The organism is Pseudomonas sp. CFBP 13711 (assembly GCF_014842265.1).
Classification (GTDB): Bacteria; Pseudomonadota; Gammaproteobacteria; order Pseudomonadales; family Pseudomonadaceae; genus Aquipseudomonas.
Genome location: NZ_JACYVI010000004.1, coordinates 41,282 through 61,033, shown reverse-complemented (window position 1 = coordinate 61,033; position 19,752 = coordinate 41,282). Strand labels below are relative to the sequence as shown.

At 54.8% G+C, this 19,752-nt stretch carries 16 protein-coding genes; 4 read left to right on the top strand and 12 right to left on the bottom strand.

Annotated elements, in window-relative coordinates:
• Positions 1–247 precede the first annotated feature (247 nt).
• From IFT47_RS09400 to IFT47_RS09390, 3 genes are all read right to left on the bottom strand, one after another.
• Positions 248–1,267: a zinc-binding alcohol dehydrogenase family protein gene (locus IFT47_RS09400; protein WP_192172895.1), complete on the bottom strand. Its 1,020-nt coding sequence runs from the start codon at positions 1,265–1,267 to the stop codon at positions 248–250.
• A 10-nt stretch (positions 1,268–1,277) separates the two neighbouring features.
• The gene (locus IFT47_RS09395) at positions 1,278–1,571 is read right to left on the bottom strand and encodes a putative quinol monooxygenase (protein WP_192172896.1); all 294 of its coding nucleotides are present in this window, start codon (positions 1,569–1,571) and stop codon (positions 1,278–1,280) included.
• Positions 1,572–1,800: 229 nt separating this feature from the next.
• Entirely contained in the window at positions 1,801–2,799 is a 999-nt protein-coding gene (locus IFT47_RS09390) for a zinc-dependent alcohol dehydrogenase family protein (protein WP_192172897.1), read from the bottom strand.
• Positions 2,800–2,901: 102 nt separating this feature from the next.
• Here IFT47_RS09390 and IFT47_RS09385 point away from each other — a divergent pair, with 102 nt between their 5' ends.
• Complete coding sequence (locus IFT47_RS09385) at positions 2,902–3,789, top strand: LysR substrate-binding domain-containing protein (RefSeq protein WP_192172898.1); 888 nt, start codon at positions 2,902–2,904, stop codon at positions 3,787–3,789.
• Between the two features lie 774 nt (positions 3,790–4,563).
• On the opposite strand, the gene gloA is transcribed toward IFT47_RS09385, so the two are convergent.
• A complete protein-coding gene (gene gloA, locus IFT47_RS09380) occupies positions 4,564–4,959 on the bottom strand; it encodes a lactoylglutathione lyase (RefSeq protein WP_192172899.1) in 396 nt (131 codons plus the stop codon).
• Between the two features lie 202 nt (positions 4,960–5,161).
• Between gloA and IFT47_RS09375 the strand changes: the two genes are divergently transcribed.
• Positions 5,162–6,022, top strand: coding sequence for a LysR family transcriptional regulator (locus tag IFT47_RS09375; RefSeq protein WP_192172900.1), 861 nt, complete (start codon positions 5,162–5,164; stop codon positions 6,020–6,022).
• Positions 6,023–6,118: 96 nt separating this feature from the next.
• Here the strand turns inward: IFT47_RS09375 and IFT47_RS09370 are convergent, their stop codons facing one another.
• Complete coding sequence (locus IFT47_RS09370) at positions 6,119–6,610, bottom strand: phosphate-starvation-inducible PsiE family protein (RefSeq protein ID WP_197983862.1); 492 nt, start codon at positions 6,608–6,610, stop codon at positions 6,119–6,121.
• Between the two features lie 209 nt (positions 6,611–6,819).
• Positions 6,820–6,975 carry a hypothetical protein gene (locus IFT47_RS09365; RefSeq protein WP_192172902.1) on the bottom strand — a complete coding sequence of 52 codons (156 nt, stop codon included), beginning with the start codon at positions 6,973–6,975 and terminating at the stop codon, positions 6,820–6,822.
• Positions 6,976–7,258: 283 nt separating this feature from the next.
• Between IFT47_RS09365 and IFT47_RS09360 the strand changes: the two genes are divergently transcribed.
• Positions 7,259–8,242 carry an LLM class oxidoreductase gene (locus tag IFT47_RS09360; RefSeq protein WP_192172903.1) on the top strand — a complete coding sequence of 328 codons (984 nt, stop codon included), beginning with the start codon at positions 7,259–7,261 and terminating at the stop codon, positions 8,240–8,242.
• Between the two features lie 625 nt (positions 8,243–8,867).
• On the opposite strand, the gene IFT47_RS09355 is transcribed toward IFT47_RS09360, so the two are convergent.
• From IFT47_RS09355 to IFT47_RS09335, 5 genes are all read right to left on the bottom strand, one after another.
• On the bottom strand, positions 8,868–11,615 hold the full coding sequence (locus IFT47_RS09355) for an ATP-dependent Clp protease ATP-binding subunit (RefSeq protein WP_407073234.1): 2,748 nt from the start codon (positions 11,613–11,615) through the stop codon (positions 8,868–8,870).
• Positions 11,616–11,893: 278 nt separating this feature from the next.
• Positions 11,894–12,433: a DsbA family protein gene (locus IFT47_RS09350; protein WP_065991699.1), complete on the bottom strand. Its 540-nt coding sequence runs from the start codon at positions 12,431–12,433 to the stop codon at positions 11,894–11,896.
• An 8-nt stretch (positions 12,434–12,441) separates the two neighbouring features.
• Positions 12,442–12,987 (bottom strand): redoxin domain-containing protein, encoded by a 546-nt coding sequence (locus IFT47_RS09345; RefSeq protein ID WP_192172905.1) that lies wholly within the window; start codon positions 12,985–12,987, stop codon positions 12,442–12,444.
• Between the two features lie 365 nt (positions 12,988–13,352).
• The gene (locus IFT47_RS09340; protein ID WP_062383845.1) at positions 13,353–13,655 is read right to left on the bottom strand and encodes a putative quinol monooxygenase; all 303 of its coding nucleotides are present in this window, start codon (positions 13,653–13,655) and stop codon (positions 13,353–13,355) included.
• A 264-nt stretch (positions 13,656–13,919) separates the two neighbouring features.
• Positions 13,920–16,130 carry an EAL domain-containing protein gene (locus IFT47_RS09335; protein ID WP_192172906.1) on the bottom strand — a complete coding sequence of 737 codons (2,211 nt, stop codon included), beginning with the start codon at positions 16,128–16,130 and terminating at the stop codon, positions 13,920–13,922.
• Positions 16,131–16,951: 821 nt separating this feature from the next.
• Here IFT47_RS09335 and IFT47_RS09330 point away from each other — a divergent pair.
• Positions 16,952–18,052 carry a low temperature requirement protein A gene (locus IFT47_RS09330; protein ID WP_065991695.1) on the top strand — a complete coding sequence of 367 codons (1,101 nt, stop codon included), beginning with the start codon at positions 16,952–16,954 and terminating at the stop codon, positions 18,050–18,052.
• Positions 18,053–18,505: 453 nt separating this feature from the next.
• On the opposite strand, the gene IFT47_RS09325 is transcribed toward IFT47_RS09330, so the two are convergent.
• On the bottom strand, positions 18,506–19,645 hold the full coding sequence (locus tag IFT47_RS09325; protein WP_192172907.1) for a glutathione-independent formaldehyde dehydrogenase: 1,140 nt from the start codon (positions 19,643–19,645) through the stop codon (positions 18,506–18,508).
• Positions 19,646–19,752: the final 107 nt, after the last annotated feature.

Sequence of the window (19,752 nt, the reverse complement as noted above, 5' to 3'; positions counted from 1 at the left end):
TCGACGAATTGGTCATCGGAGTCTGCGACGCGGTGGGATCGAGAGGCCGCTATGGGTCGAAAGCTGTCTGTGAGGAGGGCCCCATGGCTCCGCTGTGTTTGGTCTTTATCGCGTTGCTTGAGGCCGATCGCGGCCCGGCAGTCTCGGGCTTCGATGCTTTCCGTGCGTGTCCAAGCGCCTGAAGCAACACGGTTTGCGCAATGGGTACCTGGAGCTGGAGATTACCCAGTCGTTTCTGTAGTACCTCTTAGAAGCCCTTCAGAACGATCTTGCCTTTCGCCTTGCCGCTTTCCAGTAGAGCATGGGCACGACGAAGATTTTCTGTGCTGAGGCGTCCGTAGTTATCGCCGAGAGTGGTGCGCAAGAGACCCGAATCAACGTGCCGCGCAATTTCGTTGAGGATGTTGTGCTGCTCCTGCATGTCCTCGGTTTCGTAAAGCGAGCGGGTATACATCAGCTCCCAGTGCAACGACAGGCTCTTACGCTTCAGCGGTACAGCGTCAAGCGTGGCCGGATCATCGATCAGGCCCAGCTTGCCCTGAGGCTTCAGTGATTCGATGATTTGCTCGTAGTGCCGATCAGTCTGGGTCAAGCTTGCGACATAGCTGACTTGTCCAATGCCAATGCGCTTGAGCTCTTCGCTGAGTGGCTTGGTATGGTCGATGACGTGATGCGCACCCAGCTCGGCGACCCAAGCCTGGGTTTCCGGGCGCGAAGCCGTGCCGATGATTGTTAGTCCGGTCAGTTGACGCGCCAACTGAGTCAGGATCGAACCCACCCCGCCCGCAGCGCCGACGATGAGCAGCGTTTCGCCCCGGTCGGTGGTATCACTTGCAACACCGAGGCGATCGAAGAGTAACTCCCAGGCGGTCAGGGAAGTCAGTGGCAATGCCGCAGCCTGGCTGAAATCCAGCGACTGGGGCATTGAACCGACGATACGCTCGTCCACCAGTTGCAGCTCACTGTTGCTGCCCGGGCGGATCAACGATCCGGCGTACCAGACCCTGTCACCAGGCTTGAACAGCGTCACGTCGCTGCCGACCGACTTGACCACACCGGTAGCGTCCCATCCGAGGATACGGGGCTGGCTTTCGTCTTCGTGCGGTACGTAGCCCTGTCGCACCTTGGTATCGACAGGATTGACCGATACGGCCTTTACCTCTACGAGCAGGTCGCGCGGCTTCGTCACTGGCTCGGGTATATCGATCTCCACCAAAGCGTTGGGATGTTCGATAGGCAGGCATTTGAAGTGTGCAATGGCTTTCATTCGAAGAACCTCAGGAGATGCGATACATTTTCGTGATGGTGAGTTTTTCAGCAGCACGCTCGATGAAAGGGAGCGCGGCCTGAAAATGCGGTGTCGCTTCGTGAGCAGTCAGCGCCGCTTCAGTGCGCCACTGTTCGATCATGTGGAGAGTGCGAGCCTGCTCGGCATCACGATGGAAATCGTACTGGATGCAATCCGCTTCGGCTCGGCTCGGGCCTTGCAGGCGCTGCAGCGTCTCCTCGAGTTCGGCTTCAAACCCGGCCTTGGCGGTCAAAGTGGCAATCAGTGTCAAAGGGGTGGTCATCAAACCTCCTGCTTGTGGGCGTTATAAAGAGAGAGCGCATTGGCTGGCACGGGTGTATCGAAGATATCCATGCCGTCGGCCGTGCGACCAACAATTTGAATCCGCGGTGCTGCGAGATGGCGGCCTGGTCGAGATCCAGGTTATCGGCACGACACACATGAACTCGTCGCAGGGGAAGACTGAGTCACTGTCTTCTAGGCCCGGTGCACACGATCCTGTGTCGGCGTGACTAAGCCTTTCGCTCAATGACGACTTTGCCAATGGCACGACCTGACTCTAGGCGATCATGTGCCGCACTGACGCCCGCAGCAGTGAAATCATGGCGCTCATCGATCAGTGGCTTGACCAAGCCGCGATCAACCAGGGCAGCCAGTCTTTGCAGGATCTCGCCATGGTGCTTGCGGTCTTGGTTATGAATGATCGAAACAGCCATAAATACCAGGTCGAGTCTCAATGCCTTGAAGTGCATTTCGGTCAGATCGTAGGTGTCGTAACCGATGATCGAGACGACGTGGCCCTTGAGCTTCGCGGCTTTCAGCGAGTTCTGTAAGACCTCGCCGCCCAGGGTATCGAAGACCGTATCGAATCCCTTTCCTCCAGTGATTCGCTGACTGTATTCCTCAGGCGTCTCGCCGTTATAAAAAATAATTTCATCGGCGCCCAACCGACGGGCAATTTCCGCTTTTTCCGGTGTGGAAACCGTCGTCGATACCTTGGCTCCCAGAACCTTGGCCAATTGAATCCCTATGTGCCCTACACCGCCGGTGCCACCATGTACAAGGACATTGTCATTGGGTTTGATCGAAGCACGGTCGATCAGCGCCTCCCATGCAGTAATCGCCACGAGCGGCAAGCTTGCTGCTTCGCCAAAAGAGAGTGACGTGGGTTTTAGCGCCAGCATATTGGCATCGACCTCCATCTGATCTGCCAGCGCACCGGGAATCCCCACGAAGCCGCCGAAACAGCCATAGACTTCATCGCCTGGGTTGAAGCGAGTCACGCCAGTACCGACGGAGCTGACCACCCCTGAAACATCAATGTGAAGAGTGGCCGGGAAAGTCAGACCAGCCGTACCTTCGCTGCCACGGCGAATTTTCGTGTCCACTGGATTCACGCTTGTCGCCCGCACATCGACAATCACATGACCTGCTCGCGCGCGGGGATTGTCCGTCTGAATTTCGACAAAAAGGTCTGAGCTACCATGCTGATTTATCACAATGGCTTTCAAGGGTTTAACTCCGAGGAACTATAGGCCACCAAATTATCATCAATAAAATTGGATAAGTACGTTAGAGTTGTTGAATCTTTCGGTCCTGTTGGTTGGTAATAAGTGCTGGATTCCATCGATGAATTGCGTTTGTTTGTTGCCGTTTTTGAAGAGGGATCCATCCGTGCGGCTTCCGAACGGCTGGGGATGACAGCTGCGGGTGGAAGTAAGCGTCTTCTGGCCCTTGAAGACAGCGTGGGCCGGAGACTTTTTAACCGAACCACCCGTAAACTCAGCCCCACTTCTGACGGTGAGAAGCTTTATCAGCATGCCCTGAGCATCCTCGAAAGCGTCGAGAAGGCCGAGGGAGGATTTTTCCAGAAGACCGAGATTACCGGTCATCTGCGCATAACCGCTTCCGCGACATTTGCCCAAGGTTATTTATCGAGCGTCGTAAGCAGTTATCTCAAACGCTACCCTGGCGTCATCGTCGATCTTCATCCAACGGATCAACTGGTTGATCTGGCCGCCCATGGTACCGATCTTGCGATTCGGCACGGCGTGATGGCCGATTCGTCCCTGATCGCGCAAAGAGTTGCTGCCTCTCGACGTCTGATATGCGCCGCCCCCCAGTATTGGGAAAAACAGGGCATGCCTATCTCTCCAAAAGAACTGGCCATGCTGGACGGGCTGATCGTTGGTAAGGATTCCAGCTGGGCCATGTCCCGGGGAGGCATCAAAAAAACCTGCAAAATACGCAAACGGTTTTCATCCAGTCTTGGGGAAGTGGTTCGCCAGATGGTGATAGATGGACATGGAATAGCGCTGCTCATGGACTGGCATGTACGAGATGATCTTGATTCAGGCGCTCTGGTGGAGGCATTGTCCGACTGGGCCATTGAGCCGCCGGTGGGAATTTATGCGGTCTACCCTTCAAGAGAAAACATTGCTCCGACTGTCCTGAGCTTTGTTGCTCATCTCAAAGAGTGGGTCGCGGCCCACCCCGTTTGAAGAAAGCGACAGTGCCGCCACGATAAATCCTGCCGGATGGAGTAAGAAGACCAGATGGACCCTCGCCCTCACTGTTCTGATTACGCTCGTCGGTATATGCCTAGCACTCATCGCTAGCAAAAAAACACCCAACCTCAATGGCACCTCTTTCGCACAGGGCCATTGTCGCTCATTACACTGCAACGCCATTGTTTGACATGCGCAAACGTGGTTCCTCCCGTTGGACACACTGCTCTCGCCACGTCCTTGATCGGCGTATGGATCATCGAGATAGCGATGAATACACCCAGCCGAAATCGCGCAACCAAAGCTATCAAGAACATGCAATTGTCAGTGGCGCGCAGAGAAAACAACTTCGTTGTCATCGGCCCGTACAAAAACGGGAGGGACGCAGTGCGCGTCGTAAGAGACCTGAATGACAGTTATAGCATTAGAGGTTGGATTATGAAGGGTAATTGATTTCTGACACTGACAAATTTGGGGATCAGAGATACGCGCGTGCATCAGAACATACAGGAGTTTCCGAACGACCCAGTGCATCCTGATTATTTGAGCCCATACGCCGCCATTTTAATGCGGCGTTTTCGGCGAAGTTGATATTTTTATCGGCAGTCAGGGTGCTGTTTTAAAGCGGTAGGATTCGTTACCGGCTTGAAGATGTGGCAGTGGAGGATCAGTTTATTCAATGATGCACCTAAAACTTCAAGCCTCATGCAAATGAGGTGTTGAGTGGATATATGGTAATGATCCTTATCGCGCGATCGCGGCGCTCGCTCAGTCGAATTGCGTACCTTTTTGAATCAGCTCAACCTTATATCCATTGGGGTCCTCAATGAACGCGATGACCGTACGCCCATGTTTCATAACACCTGCTGGTCGCGGAACGCGATATCCCATGATCGCAGCACGGCTGCATAATGCGTCTGCATCTTCAACCTCGATAGCGACATGCCCGTAAGCATCACCAAGCTCATAGCTGTTTTGTCCCCAATTATGCGTCAGCTCCAGGGCGACCGCATCGGTCTCCGGACCATAACCAAGGAAAGCCAGTGTGAACTCGCCCTCTGGGTAGTCTTTGCGTCTTAAGAGGCTCATGCCAAGCAGCCTCGTGTAGAAGTGAATGGATTTGTCCAGGTTCACTACACGCAACATGGTATGCAGTATGCGCATCTACTTCTCCGCGGCAGCGTCGGCCATTGCATAGCCAACATCTCTAAAAATACTTTCATCGTAAGCCCGATTTCAGCTCTGGTGCTCAGCCAATAGCCAGTCTGTTTAAGGCTGGATGCATTTGACGGGACAATGTTAAGCTGCAAAGCCAATCACTAAAAGTGATCAGAAGTGAGCCAGGCCATCACAAAAGGAGATTCTCTTGAAACTTTCGCAGCTGGGCTTTTTTTGCGCTGTCGTCGACCACGGCACGATAGCCGCAGCAGCCGCATCGCTGCATTGTGTACCGTCGAACATCACGGCCAGACTGCGAGAGCTCGAAATTCAACTCGGCGTCGTTTTGTTCAATCGCGAAAATAACCGATTGCTGGTCACTCCCGAGGGCAGGTTGGTATACCGAAAAGCCAAACAGCTCATTGACCTGGCAGCTGAAACGCGCTCGTTGTTCTCAAACGATTCCATGCAGGGAGTGCTTCGCGTCGGAGCGCTAGATGTAGCGCTGGCCAATCATCTACCGGAGCGCCTCGTACGTTATCGCCTTGAGGCGCCGGGGGTAGAACTTCACATTCGCCCGGAGCACTCGCTATTCCTTGAGCGACTTTTGATGGATGGCGAGCTTGATTTGATTCTTACTGACGGCCCGATCCAGCATCCTTTGCTGGATAGCCGACTAGCGTTTCGTGAGCGCTTGATCAGAGTAGTGCCCAAAGCTCTTTCCTCGCCCACTCCCCAAGATTTGTCGGGGCTCGAACTATATGTATTCGGTCGCACGTGTCACTACAGACAACAGGTCGATAACTGGTTGGAAAGCAGCGGTATCCAGCCTCGGGCTATTCTGGAAATCGAATCGTATCCGAGTATCTTCGCCTGTATCGCGCAAGGGATAGGTTTCGCCTGCATACCAGAGAGTTACGTGGATCGTTTTGCCAGTCAGGCGCACACGTTTCAGGCTGACCAGGTGCCCAGTCTGGATTCAAGCGATATCTATTTCGTCTGGAGAAAGAACCAGCAATCACCCCTGATCAGAAACTTCATCGAGGTCATCGACAGTCTGGGTGTTTAATTGCAACCACGTCTAAACGATTCGAACTCGTCAAACCCCGACGGCGTCTCTTGGTGGGACGTGGTGGTAATCCCCAACGAAATAGGGCTGGGCCTTTTATTCCTCAGGCAATCTGCCGCGTTTTGTGAACAACCAATAGATGATCCCCAAGACCAGCGTTGCAAACCCCAATGCAGCGATAGTGGCGGCGGGCGTTGAAGCGGAATCAAGAATCACGAATTTGCGACTCAGGGCCAGGAGCGAGATAAGAATCACTGTTCGCAGCTGCACGATGCTCCCGTGCCTGAACGCCGGACGAATGATGGAGTGCTTGAACTCCAAGGCGATCAATACAGTGAAGATCGAACCGAACAGTAACTGGAAATCGCCGTGATCCAAGGGATCAATCGCGCCGCCTACCACCAGCGGCAGCACTCGTCTATAGAGCTGGAACAAAGCAATGACGATGACGCACGAGATCATCACGCCAAGCGCCAGCACGATGATCTGCTCGAATCGCTCATAGGCGTTCATCAGTGACCACTGGACACGAAGGCTTTTCAACGTCGATCTCGGAGGCAGTGGGGCTGAGGGGGCCGGATTCTTCATTAGGTTTTTGCTCCAGCACGTGTGGTTTCAGCTGTCGGCATGGCTCGCCTGTAGCCGCTGATCCAGCGCGCCAGATAGTTGAGTGAAGCAGAGTTTCGGGGGTACGGCCGAATCATTCCCAGTGCTCTCGATGCGCTACCCGCATCGGAGTCTGCCCGACCGCCTCGGCAACAGTGAACCCAGGCTGTTGACGTGAGCTGGTCTGGGTTCTAGTTGCTGATAATGGAGATCTTGTCGTTGCGCTCGATGATTGCGAGCGTGATCTGTTCAACCCGCTCAATCCCCTGCGCCAGTATCGCCGCCAGCGATCGCGGCTGATTCATCGACGCGTAGCAATCATCGTCACAACCCGCATGGCGATTCATTGCAAACCCGCCTACGCTTGTTGGATGACCCCACGCCTTTACTCAGTTGAGGCAAAGGCTGGGGCAATCAGATTCCCTTCTGACTGTCCGCTTGCCGCGATCTGGACCTGCCCGCGTGTATCACCAGCCACTGGCTCCTTAATACGTCCCGCCCGACCAACATTTACCGCACAACGGGTAAACGTTTTACGCACTCCCCCACCTGTCGTTCTCAAGCGACCGATGCCGCAGCACCTCTGGAAATGAGGCCGCTGTTCACGTTCTCCCATTGAGGAAAATCAGTATGTATCGGCCGAGCACCATTACTTATCAGCAGCATCGAGGGTTCAGCCGGACCTTCACTCAGGGTCATTTGAGCCTTGGATTGTTTTTCCCTTTGGAGGCTTTCGATGGGGACATGCCCAGCATGCTCAACCAGGTCGCTTTGGCCAAACGAGCGGAGGCGTTGGGTTTCTGCGCGCTCTGGTTTCGTGATGTGCCTCTTCGGGATCCCGGTTTCGGCGATGTTGGCCAACTGTTCGACCCTTGGGTTTATCTGGGCTACATGGCCGCGCATACGTCTGAGATTGCGCTTGGCACTGCGTCCATTGCCATACCGTTGCGCCATCCGCTGCATACCGCCAAGGCATCTGCCAGCGTCGATCAACTGAGCGCAGGTCGCTTGATTCTGGGGGTGGCTTCCGGCGATCGTCCGGTGGAGTTTTTAGCTTTCGGCGTCGATCCCGAAAGGCGTGGAGAGCTCTTTCGGGAGCACTACGAGGTTATTAGGAAAGCCCACAGCACCAGCTTCGAACCCATCCGCTGGAGCGGTGGTGAGATGCAGGGCGCTGACTTGATTCCCAAACCCACAACCCAATCCATTCCAATGCTGGTGACTGGAAACAGTCGCCAGTCGCTGGACTGGATCGCGCGCGAAAGCCTCGGATGGATCAACTATCCACGCATACCGAACATGCAGCGGCTGATCGTTGAAGACTGGCGACGTGAGGTCATGAAGCAATGTGGCGCCGTCTATAAGCCCTTCGCTCAGTCGCTTTATATCGACCTCGACGAGACTCCATCCACGCCGCCCACCCGCATTCATTTAGGGTTCAAACTGGGACGCTACCATCTGCGGTTTTTGCTGGAGTCGCTTGAGGAGATCGGGGTGGACCACGTTATCCTGAATCTCAAATACGGAAAGCGCCCTGCTGAGGATGTCATTGAGGAGCTGGGTACTCACATTGTTCCGGAATTCGCAGTACAGCCGCGTCCTGAAGTGGACTGATACACGCAACCATCGCCACGCCCGGTCGATGTGATCTACGGCTGGGTGACCATGAGTTGCTTTCACCCGAAAGCGAAGCCTGCCAGGCTGGCGCTGTTCCAGCGCCATGGATAGCACCACGGTAGCCGTCATGTTGGCGTTGACTTCGGTACTGATGACTCTGAGTTTGAGCGCTTGGCAATGGCACAAACGCAAATTCGCCGCCCTGTGCCATCAATGGAGGGATGCAGTGCGTCGCTGTGGCTGCTTTTAGCGAAGCGCGACGCCATATACACAACGCCTTGACCGCCATCAGCGACAGCACGCCGGAGGTGATGAGCGTCCAGTTTCTGGCCATCACTTGCAGATCCAGCGTCATGTCGACGCCGAGAAAGAACAGCGCCAGCAGCAGGCCACGAAACGATTCTATGGCGGCCTCCAACTGGGGGCGGACACGTCAGGACCGGTAATGCAGAGAGGAAGATAAGTGGTCAGTCCCGAAAAAAGCTTCAGCATCAGGCACCTCCTGAGCCTGCATCAAGAACGCATCTTCGTCTGCCGGGCTCGTCCAGGCATCCGAGGATCCAGTGCTTCATTGCACGACGTCATCAACAGTCCTGCTACCCAATGACGGGAGCACGTTGAGCTAAGTCCCTGTCCCCGCGATAGACACGCGATCATCAGGCTGGTCGGGCGGACTCATGTTTGCCGAGGCGTTTGGCGCATCCAGCTTATTGAAGAGCACTTCGTTACGCGCTTTGTCGTAACCCAGCTCAACGCTGTCGCCGGCCTGTAGCTTGCCAGCGAGCATTTCCTTCGCAAGCCACGTTTCGACGGTCTGGCGAATCCGACGTTTCAACTCGCGCGCGCCAAACTCGGGCTGATAACCAACATCCGCCAGATGATCAATGAGGGTGTCAGCCACTTTCACCGTGATGTTCTGGGCAGCCGCAGTTCGAATGACCCGATCAAGCTGAATGCCTACAATCGATCTGATGTTGTCACGGGTAAGGGCATGGAACACGATGATGTCATCAATACGGTTCAGGAATTCGGGACGAAAATGCCCTTTCAAGACTCCCATTAATTCATCACGTAACGCTTTATCCGTAAGGCGTTCATCTTCCGGGCGCTCAAGATTCTCCATGATAACGGGTGAGCCCAGATTGCTGGTGGCGATGATGATCGTATTGCTGAAGTCGACAATACGTCCCTTGCCGTCCGTGAGACGACCATCGTCGAACACCTGCAGCAATACGTTGCTCACATCGGGATGCGCCTTCTCGATCTCGTCGAGCAGAATCACACTGTAGGGCTTGCGGCGGACACGCTCTGTCAACTGACCACCTTCTTCGTATCCCACATAACCGGGTGGCGCACCGATCAACCGGGCAACCGCATGACGCTCCATGTACTCCGACATATCGATGCGAATGATCGATTGATCGTCGCCAAACACCGTCTCTGCCAACGCTTTGGCCAATTCGGTTTTGCCCACGCCGGTTGGACCAAGAAAGAGAAACGTGGCAATAGGTCTGTTGGCCTGTCCAAGGCCGGCGCGGGACAAACGAACCGCATCGCTGACCGCAAGCACGGCGTCTTCCTGCCCGACCAGCCGATCACGCAAAGTGTCTTCCATGTTCAGCAGCTTCTGACGCTCTTCCTGGGTGAGTTCGGTTACCGGAATACCGGTCAGACGGGAGAGTACTTCGGCAATCGACTCAAGGGTTTCGGAACCCGTCTTGCGCTCCCAGGCTTCTGTCTCCTCTCCCAACTGGGCTTGTTTTTGACCGATGCGCTCTTGGAAGCCTTTGGATTCATCAAAGCGTTTTCGCGACGATGAATAGTCCTGTTCGCGTTTGAGCTGGGTGATTTCTGCTTCCAGCTCCTGAATGCCAGCGGGCCTTGACGAGGCGCTGATGCGCACGCGGGCCGCAGCCTGGTCGATCAGGTCAATGGCCTTGTCCGGCAGAAAGCGCGAGGTAATGTAACGATCCGACAGCTCCGCCGCTGCCACGAATGCTTCGTCGGCGAACGTCACCTGATGGTGCGCCTCAAGCTTATCGCGCAGCCCACGCAGGATAATGATGGTCTGTTCTACAGTGGGCTCGGATATCAGGACGGGCTGAAAACGTCTTTCGAGCGCCGCATCCTTTTCGATGTGCTTTTGGTACTCATTGAGCGTCGTCGCACCGATCAGACTGAGCTCCCCGCGTGCCAGTGCGGGTTTCAATACGTTGGCAATGTCCAAGCCGCCCTCTTCACCTCCCTGCCCCGCGCCAACGATCGTATGCAGCTCATCGATGAACAGAATCAGCTCCGAGCTCTTTGCAGCCACTTCATCGAGCAGTTGCTTGGCGCGCTCCTCAAATTCACCACGGTATTTGGAGCCCGCGACCATTGAGTTCAGATTGACTTCAACTAGCCGTCTGCCACGCAGAATTTCCGGGACATCGCCCTTTACTATGCGCTGTGCAAGCCCCTCAACGATGGCTGTCTTGCCAACCCCGGGTTCGCCGATCAGGACCGGATTGTTCTTCCTCCGGCGGGCCAGCACCTCAATGGTGTTTTCGATTTCCAGCGCGCGGCCCAATACGGGATCCAGCTTGCCCTCACGAGCCAATGACGTCAGGTCGCGACCGAACTTGTCGAGTGTCGGTGTTCCCGTGGGGGTCTCGACTCTCCCGTCCTCAGCCCCCTTACCCACCACTTTGACCACCTTCTGCCGCAAAGCTTCAGGGGTCACGCCGTATTTTTTGAGCAGCGTTCCGGCAATGCTTTCGGGCACCGAGGAAAGCCCGATCAACAGATGCTCGGGGCCAACATACGAGTGCCCTAAATCACGAGATGCCTGGAACGCAAAATTGAACACTTTCTTCAGTCGAGGCGAGATGCTCATCTGATCCACCGGAGCCTGCGCCTCCGCTGCGCCCCTTTGAGCGTGTTGATCGATGTAGCCTTTGATGTCGTCCGCAGAAAGCTTCAATTCTTTGAGCAACGCTGTGCCTACGTCGGTATCGGCAAGCACATACAACAGATGCTCAGTATCGAGCTCGCTGCGGTTGAACTCATGGGCTTTATCTCCAGCGCGTTGCAGGATTTCCAGCGTCTGGGAGCTGAATGCATCAGTTGCATCGACAGATTCGCGAGGCACATGCGCAGAGAGCCTTAAGTCATCCCCCCCCTGTTCCGCCGCTCCGCCAATGCTGTCGAAAAAGCGGGACACGCCACCGCCCAGCAAAGAGTCGAAGGGGTTCAACATGCTTTGATGGCGTAAAAGTTGACGGTAATCGTGGTCGCAAACTGACATGGTTCTGGCCTGACCATTTTGCGACACGGTCACTCGCGCGACAGCGGGTCTGGCGTTACATATTTCACAGAGAGTAGCCATGATGAGTTGTCTCCAAAAATGGATAACACGGACTCATACAGATGGATCTACGTGCCCTCAACGATGCTCAGGAAACAGGGGCATGAGACCAGCAATACGCTGAGCTTGGTCGCCAAGACGATGAGGTGGGAGGGAATGGCAGCCTTGGGAAACGATGCCACCCGTTCAACATAGTCGCGATCTCATGAAAGCGCGCCACGGCTACTTGATTACCGACGAACGACGACCAGACATTTCGTGTAAATAAACAGCCTGTCGTTAGCTATCAACCCAGGCGCTAGCTAGCGATTGAGTCCACGCATCGAGGAAAGCTCAATCGCCTGACTCATCTCGGTGACCTCGGGAGGCCCGTCATAGCGAAGCCCGTCGATGTAGAACGCGGGCGTGCCGTTTACCCCGCTACGTACGCCGCCATTGAAATCGGATTGTATTTTGGGCAGATAGATATCGGTTTGCATGGCAACAACGAGTTCATCGCTGGAAAGGCCGTGTCTCAGTGCGATGGCGCCATACAGCGGCACGCCCAATCGATCCTGATTTTCATACAACTCGTCGTGGGCCTCCCAGAAGAATCCTCGACTCCCGGCATATTCAGCGGTGACAGCTGCACCCAGCGCATGCGGGTGAGCAGTGGTTAGTGGAAAGTTGCGGAAAACAAGCAACAGATCCTCGCCAAAATGCTGCTGCAGCTTCTTGACGACCCAGTACGCCAAACCGCAATAGGGGCATTCGTAGTCGCCATATTCCACCAGTGTGACCTTGGCATGCGCCCTTCCCTGGCGATGGTCGTTTGCAGTTACCGGGACTTTGAGAGTGGCCATGTGATCACCTACTGGTTTTTGGAGGGCGTGCTGTGTGGGGAATCCGCCAGAGCATCCAGCGCATCCAGAATGCCGTCCGCTCCAGGATTGATTGCCATCGGTGAAACGTAACTCCAGGCGACCACCCCCTCCTTGTCAATCACGAACAACGCCCGCTTACAAACTCCAAGGTGGGATTCGTACGCGCCATACTGTCGCGCCACCGCTCCTTTGGGCTCGAAATCGGCAAGCAGGCTGAAGTGAAAACCACGGTCTTTGACGAAGGCCTGATGACACCAAGCGCTGTCCACGGAAATACCCAGCAGCGTCGCGCCGTACTCTCTGAATGTGGGGAGCACCTGGTTGTACAAGGTCAGTTGGTCGCCACACACCGAGCTCCAGTCAGCGGGATAGAACGCCAATATTACGGGACTTCCCTTTAGCTCGTGCAGGGACAGCCGCTGATCGGGGGTCGCGTACAGGGAGAAATCGGGGGCGACAGTGCCGGCTGGAAGTGGTTCTTGAACCGGGCCGTCGGTCGTTTCTTTTGCATCATCCAATGCTGAAGTGTTCATTGCTTGAGCCCTGATAGATGGGGGTGGGTTCTGCTCAGCCGGATACAACTCGCCCGGCGGGATAACTCCATCCACCGTCAAGGGATTCAGAGTGGCGAAGAGGCCTCGATACAAGCCTGAGTGTCTTCGGCTGCGAGGGTTATGGTCCGCATCAACGAGCACGAGGCGATCCGCCGTGCTTTCTCGGAATGGGGTTGAGGCCAGGTTGGCAGCACAACGGCTGATTTGATCTGACGCACCAATGACTATAGTCGCTGTTGGCACCTCCCCCGCGAAAAGAGACCCGCGGTAACGTCCAGACTCAGCCGCGTCCCTGACGCGGCAAACGGCGGCAGGGACGGGTTGGAATGCCTCGTCGGGCTTGCCTAGCCGGGCAGCTTTGCCGCAAGGACGTCAACCTTCTCGATTGACGGCGGTTCGGCAAACAGCTCGGCAGCCTTTGCCATAAGCGCGGCGGCGACCTTGCCCGAAAGATGAGCCTGTCGGCCTGCTTCATCCGGGAAGGCGTCAAAGATGCCAAAGGTGGAAGGTCCCAAGCGGATGGCGAACCAGGCCGTGGTGGCTGGCTCCTCCGCCACGATTGCAAGACCACTCACTAAAAAGCTCTCAACCTCTTTCTCTTTCCCGGGTTTTGCTTCGAGACGAACGAACAACGCTACGTTGACCATGACGTGTGTCCTCTTGTTATGACCAGGTCATCATGCGCCATGCTTTCCAGTAAGCCCAACGGGATATTTGCCGACTTGGCAGCAAGCTCCAGCGTCGTGGGGATGGGAGATAGCGTCGAGTCATTCCGCCGGCAGAGCAAACGGCCAGAAGCAGACGCCGGACTGCCTCGCACCCGTCATTAGCTGCACCCAGCCCATTTACTCGACAGCGGCGCCCTTTCCCTCAGCATCCGATGTTCGAGACGCTGACAACCGAACGGCCGGTCAGCGATGAAACTCTGGATGGCTCAGGAACTCTTCGAGGGCGGCAAACGGCATCGGTCTGGCGAAGTGATAACCCTGAAAAATATCGCAGCGACTGCCTTTCAGGAATTCCATTTGGGACGCCGTTTCAACGCCTTCGGCGACTACAATGAGGCTGAGGTGGTGGGCCATGGAAATAATGCCCTGGGTGATCGCCGCATCGTGATGATCGGTAGCGATTTCCCGGATGAACGAACGGTCGATCTTGATTTTGTCGATCGGCAAACGCTTGAGGTAGCTGAGGCTGGAAAAACCGGTGCCGAAGTCATCGAGTGCAATCCGCACCCCCAATGCCTTGAGCCGGTGCAACGTCTCGATCGCCTGTTCAGCGTTGTGCAACAGCAGCGACTCGGTGATCTCCAGCTCCAGTTGTTCACCTCGCAGACCATGTTTGTCCAGCGTGGCCTGGACATACTGCACGAAATGGCCACGCTGAAAATGCATCGGTGAGATATTGACGGCCATCGAGATGCCCGTGATGCCCTGCTCGTCCAGCAGGCGCAACTGAGCGCAGGCCGTATCGAGCACCCAAAGGCTAAGCGCGATGATCTGACCGCTGTCCTCGGCCACCGGTACAAATACCGCTGGGGGGATAAATCCCTTTTCCGGATGCTCCCAGCGCAGCAACGCTTCGATCCCGACCACACGCCCGGTGCGTGCGTCGATCTGCGGTTGATAATGCAGCTGTAACGACTGAGTCTCGATAGCCTTTTGCAGGTCATTGCGCAGCGTGGCGTGCTCGCAAACTCGCTGATTCAGGTCGCTGGTGTACCACTGAAAGTTGTTACGCCCTTGTTGTTTGGCTTTGTACATAGCCATGTCAGCCTGCTGGATCAACTGCATCGGCTGCTCAAGGTGACCATCGCTCAGAGTGATGCCGACACTTGCGCTTACGTGCAGGTCGATGCCCTGGATGCAGTAGGGTCTGGCAATGCTGGCCATCAATCGCTCGGCCACCGGCACGACGTCTTCATCACGCAGCAGGTCCGGCAACAGAACGATGAATTCGTCACCGCCCATGCGCACGATCGTATCCCCGGGCCTAACCTGCTCGGCCATGCGTCGCGCTACCTCGACCAGCACCTGATCGCCAAAGTAGTGGCCGATCGAATCATTGATGGATTTGAAACCATCCAAATCTATGCACATCACCGCCAACAGCCGCTTACGCCGACGACTGAGGTGACAATCCAGAATAAGCTGGTCTTCAAGCGACACACGGTTAAGCAAGCCGGTCAGTTGGTCATGGCTGGCGTTGAAACTCAACTGGCGCTCGAAATGCTTCTGATCGCTGATGTCACGGGCAATGCCAAACACACCAACGATCTCGCCGTTGACCATGATGGGCAGGTTCGAAATGTCCATGGTCAACAGTTTTTCATTCTCGTCTCGAAGCCGTGCCTCGAAGCGTTGAGGGGCTCCGGCGCGCGCTGCGGAAAAATGCCGACTGACCCGCATCAGGTCTTCCTCAGGCACCAGACGGGAAAAGTGATGGCCAATGAACTGGGTTGCAGTCTGCGGCTTAAGCTTCAGGCCTGCGGGATTCACACTCTGGATGTTGCCGAGCAGATCGAGCGCGAACACCGGGTTGGGGTTATAGGTGAACAGTGAACGAAAGCGTTGCTCGCTCTCCTCCAGACGCTGACCGTCACGCTCATGGCGGATTGCGATGACTGCCAGTTGGGCCGCGCACGCAAGTTGTTGAATCTGTACTTCGTCTGGCGTATGGGTGCGATTCTGATACAGGGCAAATGTGCCCAGAACGCTGCCTTCATGGGAGAGCAAAGGAACCGACCAGCACGAATGCAAGTTATGCCCAAGCGCCAGGCTGCGGAAACGCTCCCAATTCGGATCTTGAGCGATGTCTTCAGTGACCACCATTTCGCGCCGGAAAGCTGCCGTGCCGCAGGTGCCTTCCGTTGGACCGATCGCCATTCCATGAATCGCCTCACTGTATTTGGCCGGCAGGCCGGGCGCTGCGCCGCTGAGCAAGTGCTTACCCTCGGCGTCAGTGAGGAGAATGGAACAGAACGTATCGGGGCTTAGGGCGTTTTGCATCTGGCAAATAGCGGAAAGTATTTCGTCCAGATGCTGGTCGCTTGCGATCATGCCGAGAATGTCACGTTGCGACTCGGGGAACGTATTGCTGTGAAAATCGGGACGAGTATTCATGGTGGTTCCTGAAGACTCTCGAGGTCGTCCGCTCTACAAAGAGCCAGAAATAATGGGCGGCCGATCAGTGTCCACTAGTGCGTCGGTCGCGCACTGTAGGCAGCGGCGCCCCGCTGAAGAAAGGCTCAGAGGTGACATAAAAAGCAGTGTCAGATTGACGCCGTTTGGCGGTGAACGGACCACGACCATTCGGCCGATGTGATCGCCCTCTACCCGAACGATCATCATGAAGCGCACTATCGAATGAACAAGGCAGAGGTGCGCGAATTTCCTCACCTTGGCCCAGGGTTTTTACCTGATCGTCACACGTTCGAGACGTGGCTCTGGTCAATTTCTGGGTGCCGTAACGGGCAGCGATTGTCCTTCAGAATGCAGAAGTACCCTCGACTTAGGTAGCTAAACAGCTGCAAAAACCATCGACTGAAAAAAGTCGCCTAAAACTGCAGCGAGAAAAGTGCGCGAACTGCTGGTGGTATCGGATGCCGAAAATTCGTTCTACGGCTACGGTAGGTGCCAAACACGACTATAGTCACTGGTGAGTCAAGGGGCATCCAACCGTTCTGCTACACACTTGGCCCTCAATCCAATACCGCGAAGACACGGAGGATTACCTCATGCTTCTTCCCGCGAAACTTGAACGTCTGGCTGCCTAAAACACTCAGGCTCAGGCTGAGATTAGGGCCCGTTTCTTTTGTGAATCCACTGATAGTGGATTGAGTGATCCCGCCGGGCACGTTGTATCCCGCTAAGCATGCCCTAATCACCCATCTATCAAGGTTCAGGCAATGGACTCTTCTAGATGCACGCGGAGCCAGCAGCGAATGAAATCTTTAAAGTATTATGAACAAAATCGACACGCCACCTGGTTAGAGTTGTTTTTTGACCTGATTTTTGTCGTGACTATTGGCAAGGTGACTCATACGCTCGGGCATCTACATCAAGGCCACTTTGAACCTGAGCAGATATGGAGTTTCTTACTGCTTTTCGTTCCATTATGGTGGATCTGGTCAAGCCACACTATTTACTCCAACAGGTTTGACACGGACAGTAATCTTCACCGTCTGTCAACATTATTTATAATGCTGTTGCTCATTGTGCTGTCCGCACGGATTGGGGAAGAACTGGAAGTATACTACCCGCTTGTTATCGTCTGCTATGTGGGTATACGTGCCATCATCAGCATCATGTACATCTCGACCATCAATACGGTCGACGGCCGTAGCGAATACGCCTCCAGGCTTGGCTTCGCCCTTTTGGTAAGCTCAGCGATCAGTCTTTCATCCCTTATTTTTGACCCTCCGATTCGATACATTGTAGCTTACATTGGAATTTTTCTTGATATTCTGCTTCCTGTTTTCCCCTGGAGCAAACTAAAACCCCTGCCAGCGCATACAGACCATTTGGTTGAACGACTAGGCTTGCTTACCCTTATCTTATTGGGCGAGTCAGTGATCAGCCTTGCTGGAGGGTTATCTGACATTCAATGGAATCCTTATAATGTAATGGCGGCAATTACCGGATTTGTCATGACATGTAGTATATGGTGGATCTATTTTGATAGCTTTTACCTGCTGAGCAGAAATGAAAGCAGCATGAGTGGGCATTCCTTGATCTACTCGCACCTTTTCCTGTTTTTAGGGCTGGCCCTACTCGCTAACTTGATCAGACATGCGATCTTGAACGACATTGCGATACACGATTTTCAAATTATGTCAGTCATCGGCATGGTCTTATTTTTCGTAGGCAAGCAATATGGCTACTTCATAGCCGTACCTAAGATCAGGAAATACATACTTCAAAACACGTTGATCGTATTTTCTTTAGGTGGCTCATTTATATGGCTGCCTCGTGTCGAATACATATTGATCGGTCTAACGTTAACCATGATCAGTTATGTTTTGCTGAATTTCAGGTATCGTTGAGTGATTCTTGTTGACCAGAGATTTGGGAGAGTTCCGCGACACCCCGCAGAGGGGATTGAACTTCCAAGCGGCTAAACTGATGTCTTTGGCGCGTTGTTCAATCCCTACTCCTGAACCCAGTTCACCCGCTGGCGATCGATTCCGTTGCCAGAAAGCGTTCTACCACACAGACCGAGCCTATTCGAACGAATCTAATCGGTTGCATCAGGGGACCACTGCCTGCCGAAAAGCTAGCGGCGATGAGCCCCGCCACCGTACCACCGAGATGCGCCATGAGGACAATCTGCACCGGCTCATCGAATAAATTTATCCAATGAGCGGTACCCGCAAAGGATCGTGAGTGGCAGCTGTATAGATTTCTGGGCCCGCAAGCAATAGGCGGCAATGCGGTGCGCATCATCTGACATCTCCACAATGCCGCTAAATTGTCGGCTCAAGCCATGAGGATGGCCATCACGCTGCCGGCTTCAGAATGACCTTAGTCCAACCCTCATCCCGCGCATCAAAATGCTTGTACGCATCAGGCCCTTCAGCCAGTTTCAGGCTGTGGGAAATGATTTGCGAAGGTTTGGCGCGGTCATGGTGAATAAGCTCCGCGAGCCGACGATTATAGGCCTTCACATTGGCTTGCCCGGTGCGAATCTGCTGACCCTTGAACCAGAACGCACCGAAGTCGAACGCCATCTTCCCTTCTTTGGCGAGTTCATTCTGTGCACCTGGATCCTGAGGCACGAACACCCCGACGACGCCAATACCACCAGTGGCCTTGGTCGAAGCCACCAAGTTGTTCATGGTCAGATGATTGGCTTCATGACCGTGTTTGTCACAGCATTGATACCCAACACATTCACAGCCCCGATCAGTACCTTTGCCGTGAGTCAGGTTGAGAATCTGGTCGACCGCTTCCCTTTCCAGCGAGTTGATCGGCGTGGCACCAATCTGCGCCGCCAGCTTCAATCGATCCGGATGATTATCGACTACGAACACCTGCGAAGCGCCTTTGATCATCGCGGCATGTGCAGCCATGAGTCCCACCGGCCCCGCGCCGTAAATAGCAATGCTTTCGCCCGGCATCAGGCCGGCCAGCTCCGTTGCATGCCAACCGGTAGGAAAAATGTCCGACAGCATCACGTAGTCGTTTTCTTTTTCCTGCGCATCTTCTGGCAGAACCAGACAGTTGAAGTCGGCATAGGGCACCCGGAGCAGCTCAGCCTGGCCGCCCTGATAAGAGCCCATGTCGGCAAAACCATAAGCAGCACCGGCAGTGCCGGGATTGGCCGTGAGGCAAAAACCGGTCAGTCCTTTTTCGCAGTTCTCGCAGAATCCGCAGCCGATGTTAAAAGGCAGGCAGACACGATCACCCACCTTGACGCGATCTACGCCGACACCGACCTCAATGACTTCTCCGAGATTCTCGTGACCAAAGACTCGACCGGTTTCCATGGAGGTGCGGCCCTCGTACATATGCAAGTCGGAGCCGCAGATATTGGTGGTGGTAACGCGCACTACTGCGTCGGTAGGCTTTTCGATCTTGGCGTCGGGGACGTTTTGCACGCTGACGTCGCGTGGCCCGTTGTACACGATGGCTTTCATTATATTCTCCCGTTCAAACTGAATTGGATTCGTCTGCTACGAGATATCTGGCTGGTCGGTACCTGCGTTCGATCAAAGATTCGGGTGACTACCGGACCGGCGGCGAT

Bases quoted from the DNA above. Each gene is read 5' to 3' on its own strand.
- IFT47_RS09400 (WP_192172895.1), bottom strand. From the start codon at position 1,267: ATGAAAGCCATTGCACACTTCAAATGCCTGCCTATCGAACATCCCAAC.
- IFT47_RS09395 (WP_192172896.1), bottom strand. From the start codon at position 1,571: ATGACCACCCCTTTGACACTGATTGCCACTTTGACCGCCAAGGCCGGG.
- gloA (WP_192172899.1), bottom strand. From the start codon at position 4,959: ATGCGCATACTGCATACCATGTTGCGTGTAGTGAACCTGGACAAATCC.
- IFT47_RS09370 (WP_197983862.1), bottom strand. From the start codon at position 6,610: ATGAAGAATCCGGCCCCCTCAGCCCCACTGCCTCCGAGATCGACGTTG.
- IFT47_RS09365 (WP_192172902.1), bottom strand. From the start codon at position 6,975: ATGAATCGCCATGCGGGTTGTGACGATGATTGCTACGCGTCGATGAAT.
- IFT47_RS09360 (WP_192172903.1), top strand. From the start codon at position 7,259: ATGTATCGGCCGAGCACCATTACTTATCAGCAGCATCGAGGGTTCAGC.
- IFT47_RS09350 (WP_065991699.1), bottom strand. From the start codon at position 12,433: ATGGCCACTCTCAAAGTCCCGGTAACTGCAAACGACCATCGCCAGGGA.
- IFT47_RS09345 (WP_192172905.1), bottom strand. From the start codon at position 12,987: ATGAACACTTCAGCATTGGATGATGCAAAAGAAACGACCGACGGCCCG.
- IFT47_RS09340 (WP_062383845.1), bottom strand. From the start codon at position 13,655: ATGGTCAACGTAGCGTTGTTCGTTCGTCTCGAAGCAAAACCCGGGAAA.
- IFT47_RS09335 (WP_192172906.1), bottom strand. From the start codon at position 16,130: ATGAATACTCGTCCCGATTTTCACAGCAATACGTTCCCCGAGTCGCAA.
- IFT47_RS09330 (WP_065991695.1), top strand. From the start codon at position 16,952: ATGAAATCTTTAAAGTATTATGAACAAAATCGACACGCCACCTGGTTA.
- IFT47_RS09325 (WP_192172907.1), bottom strand. From the start codon at position 19,645: ATGAAAGCCATCGTGTACAACGGGCCACGCGACGTCAGCGTGCAAAAC.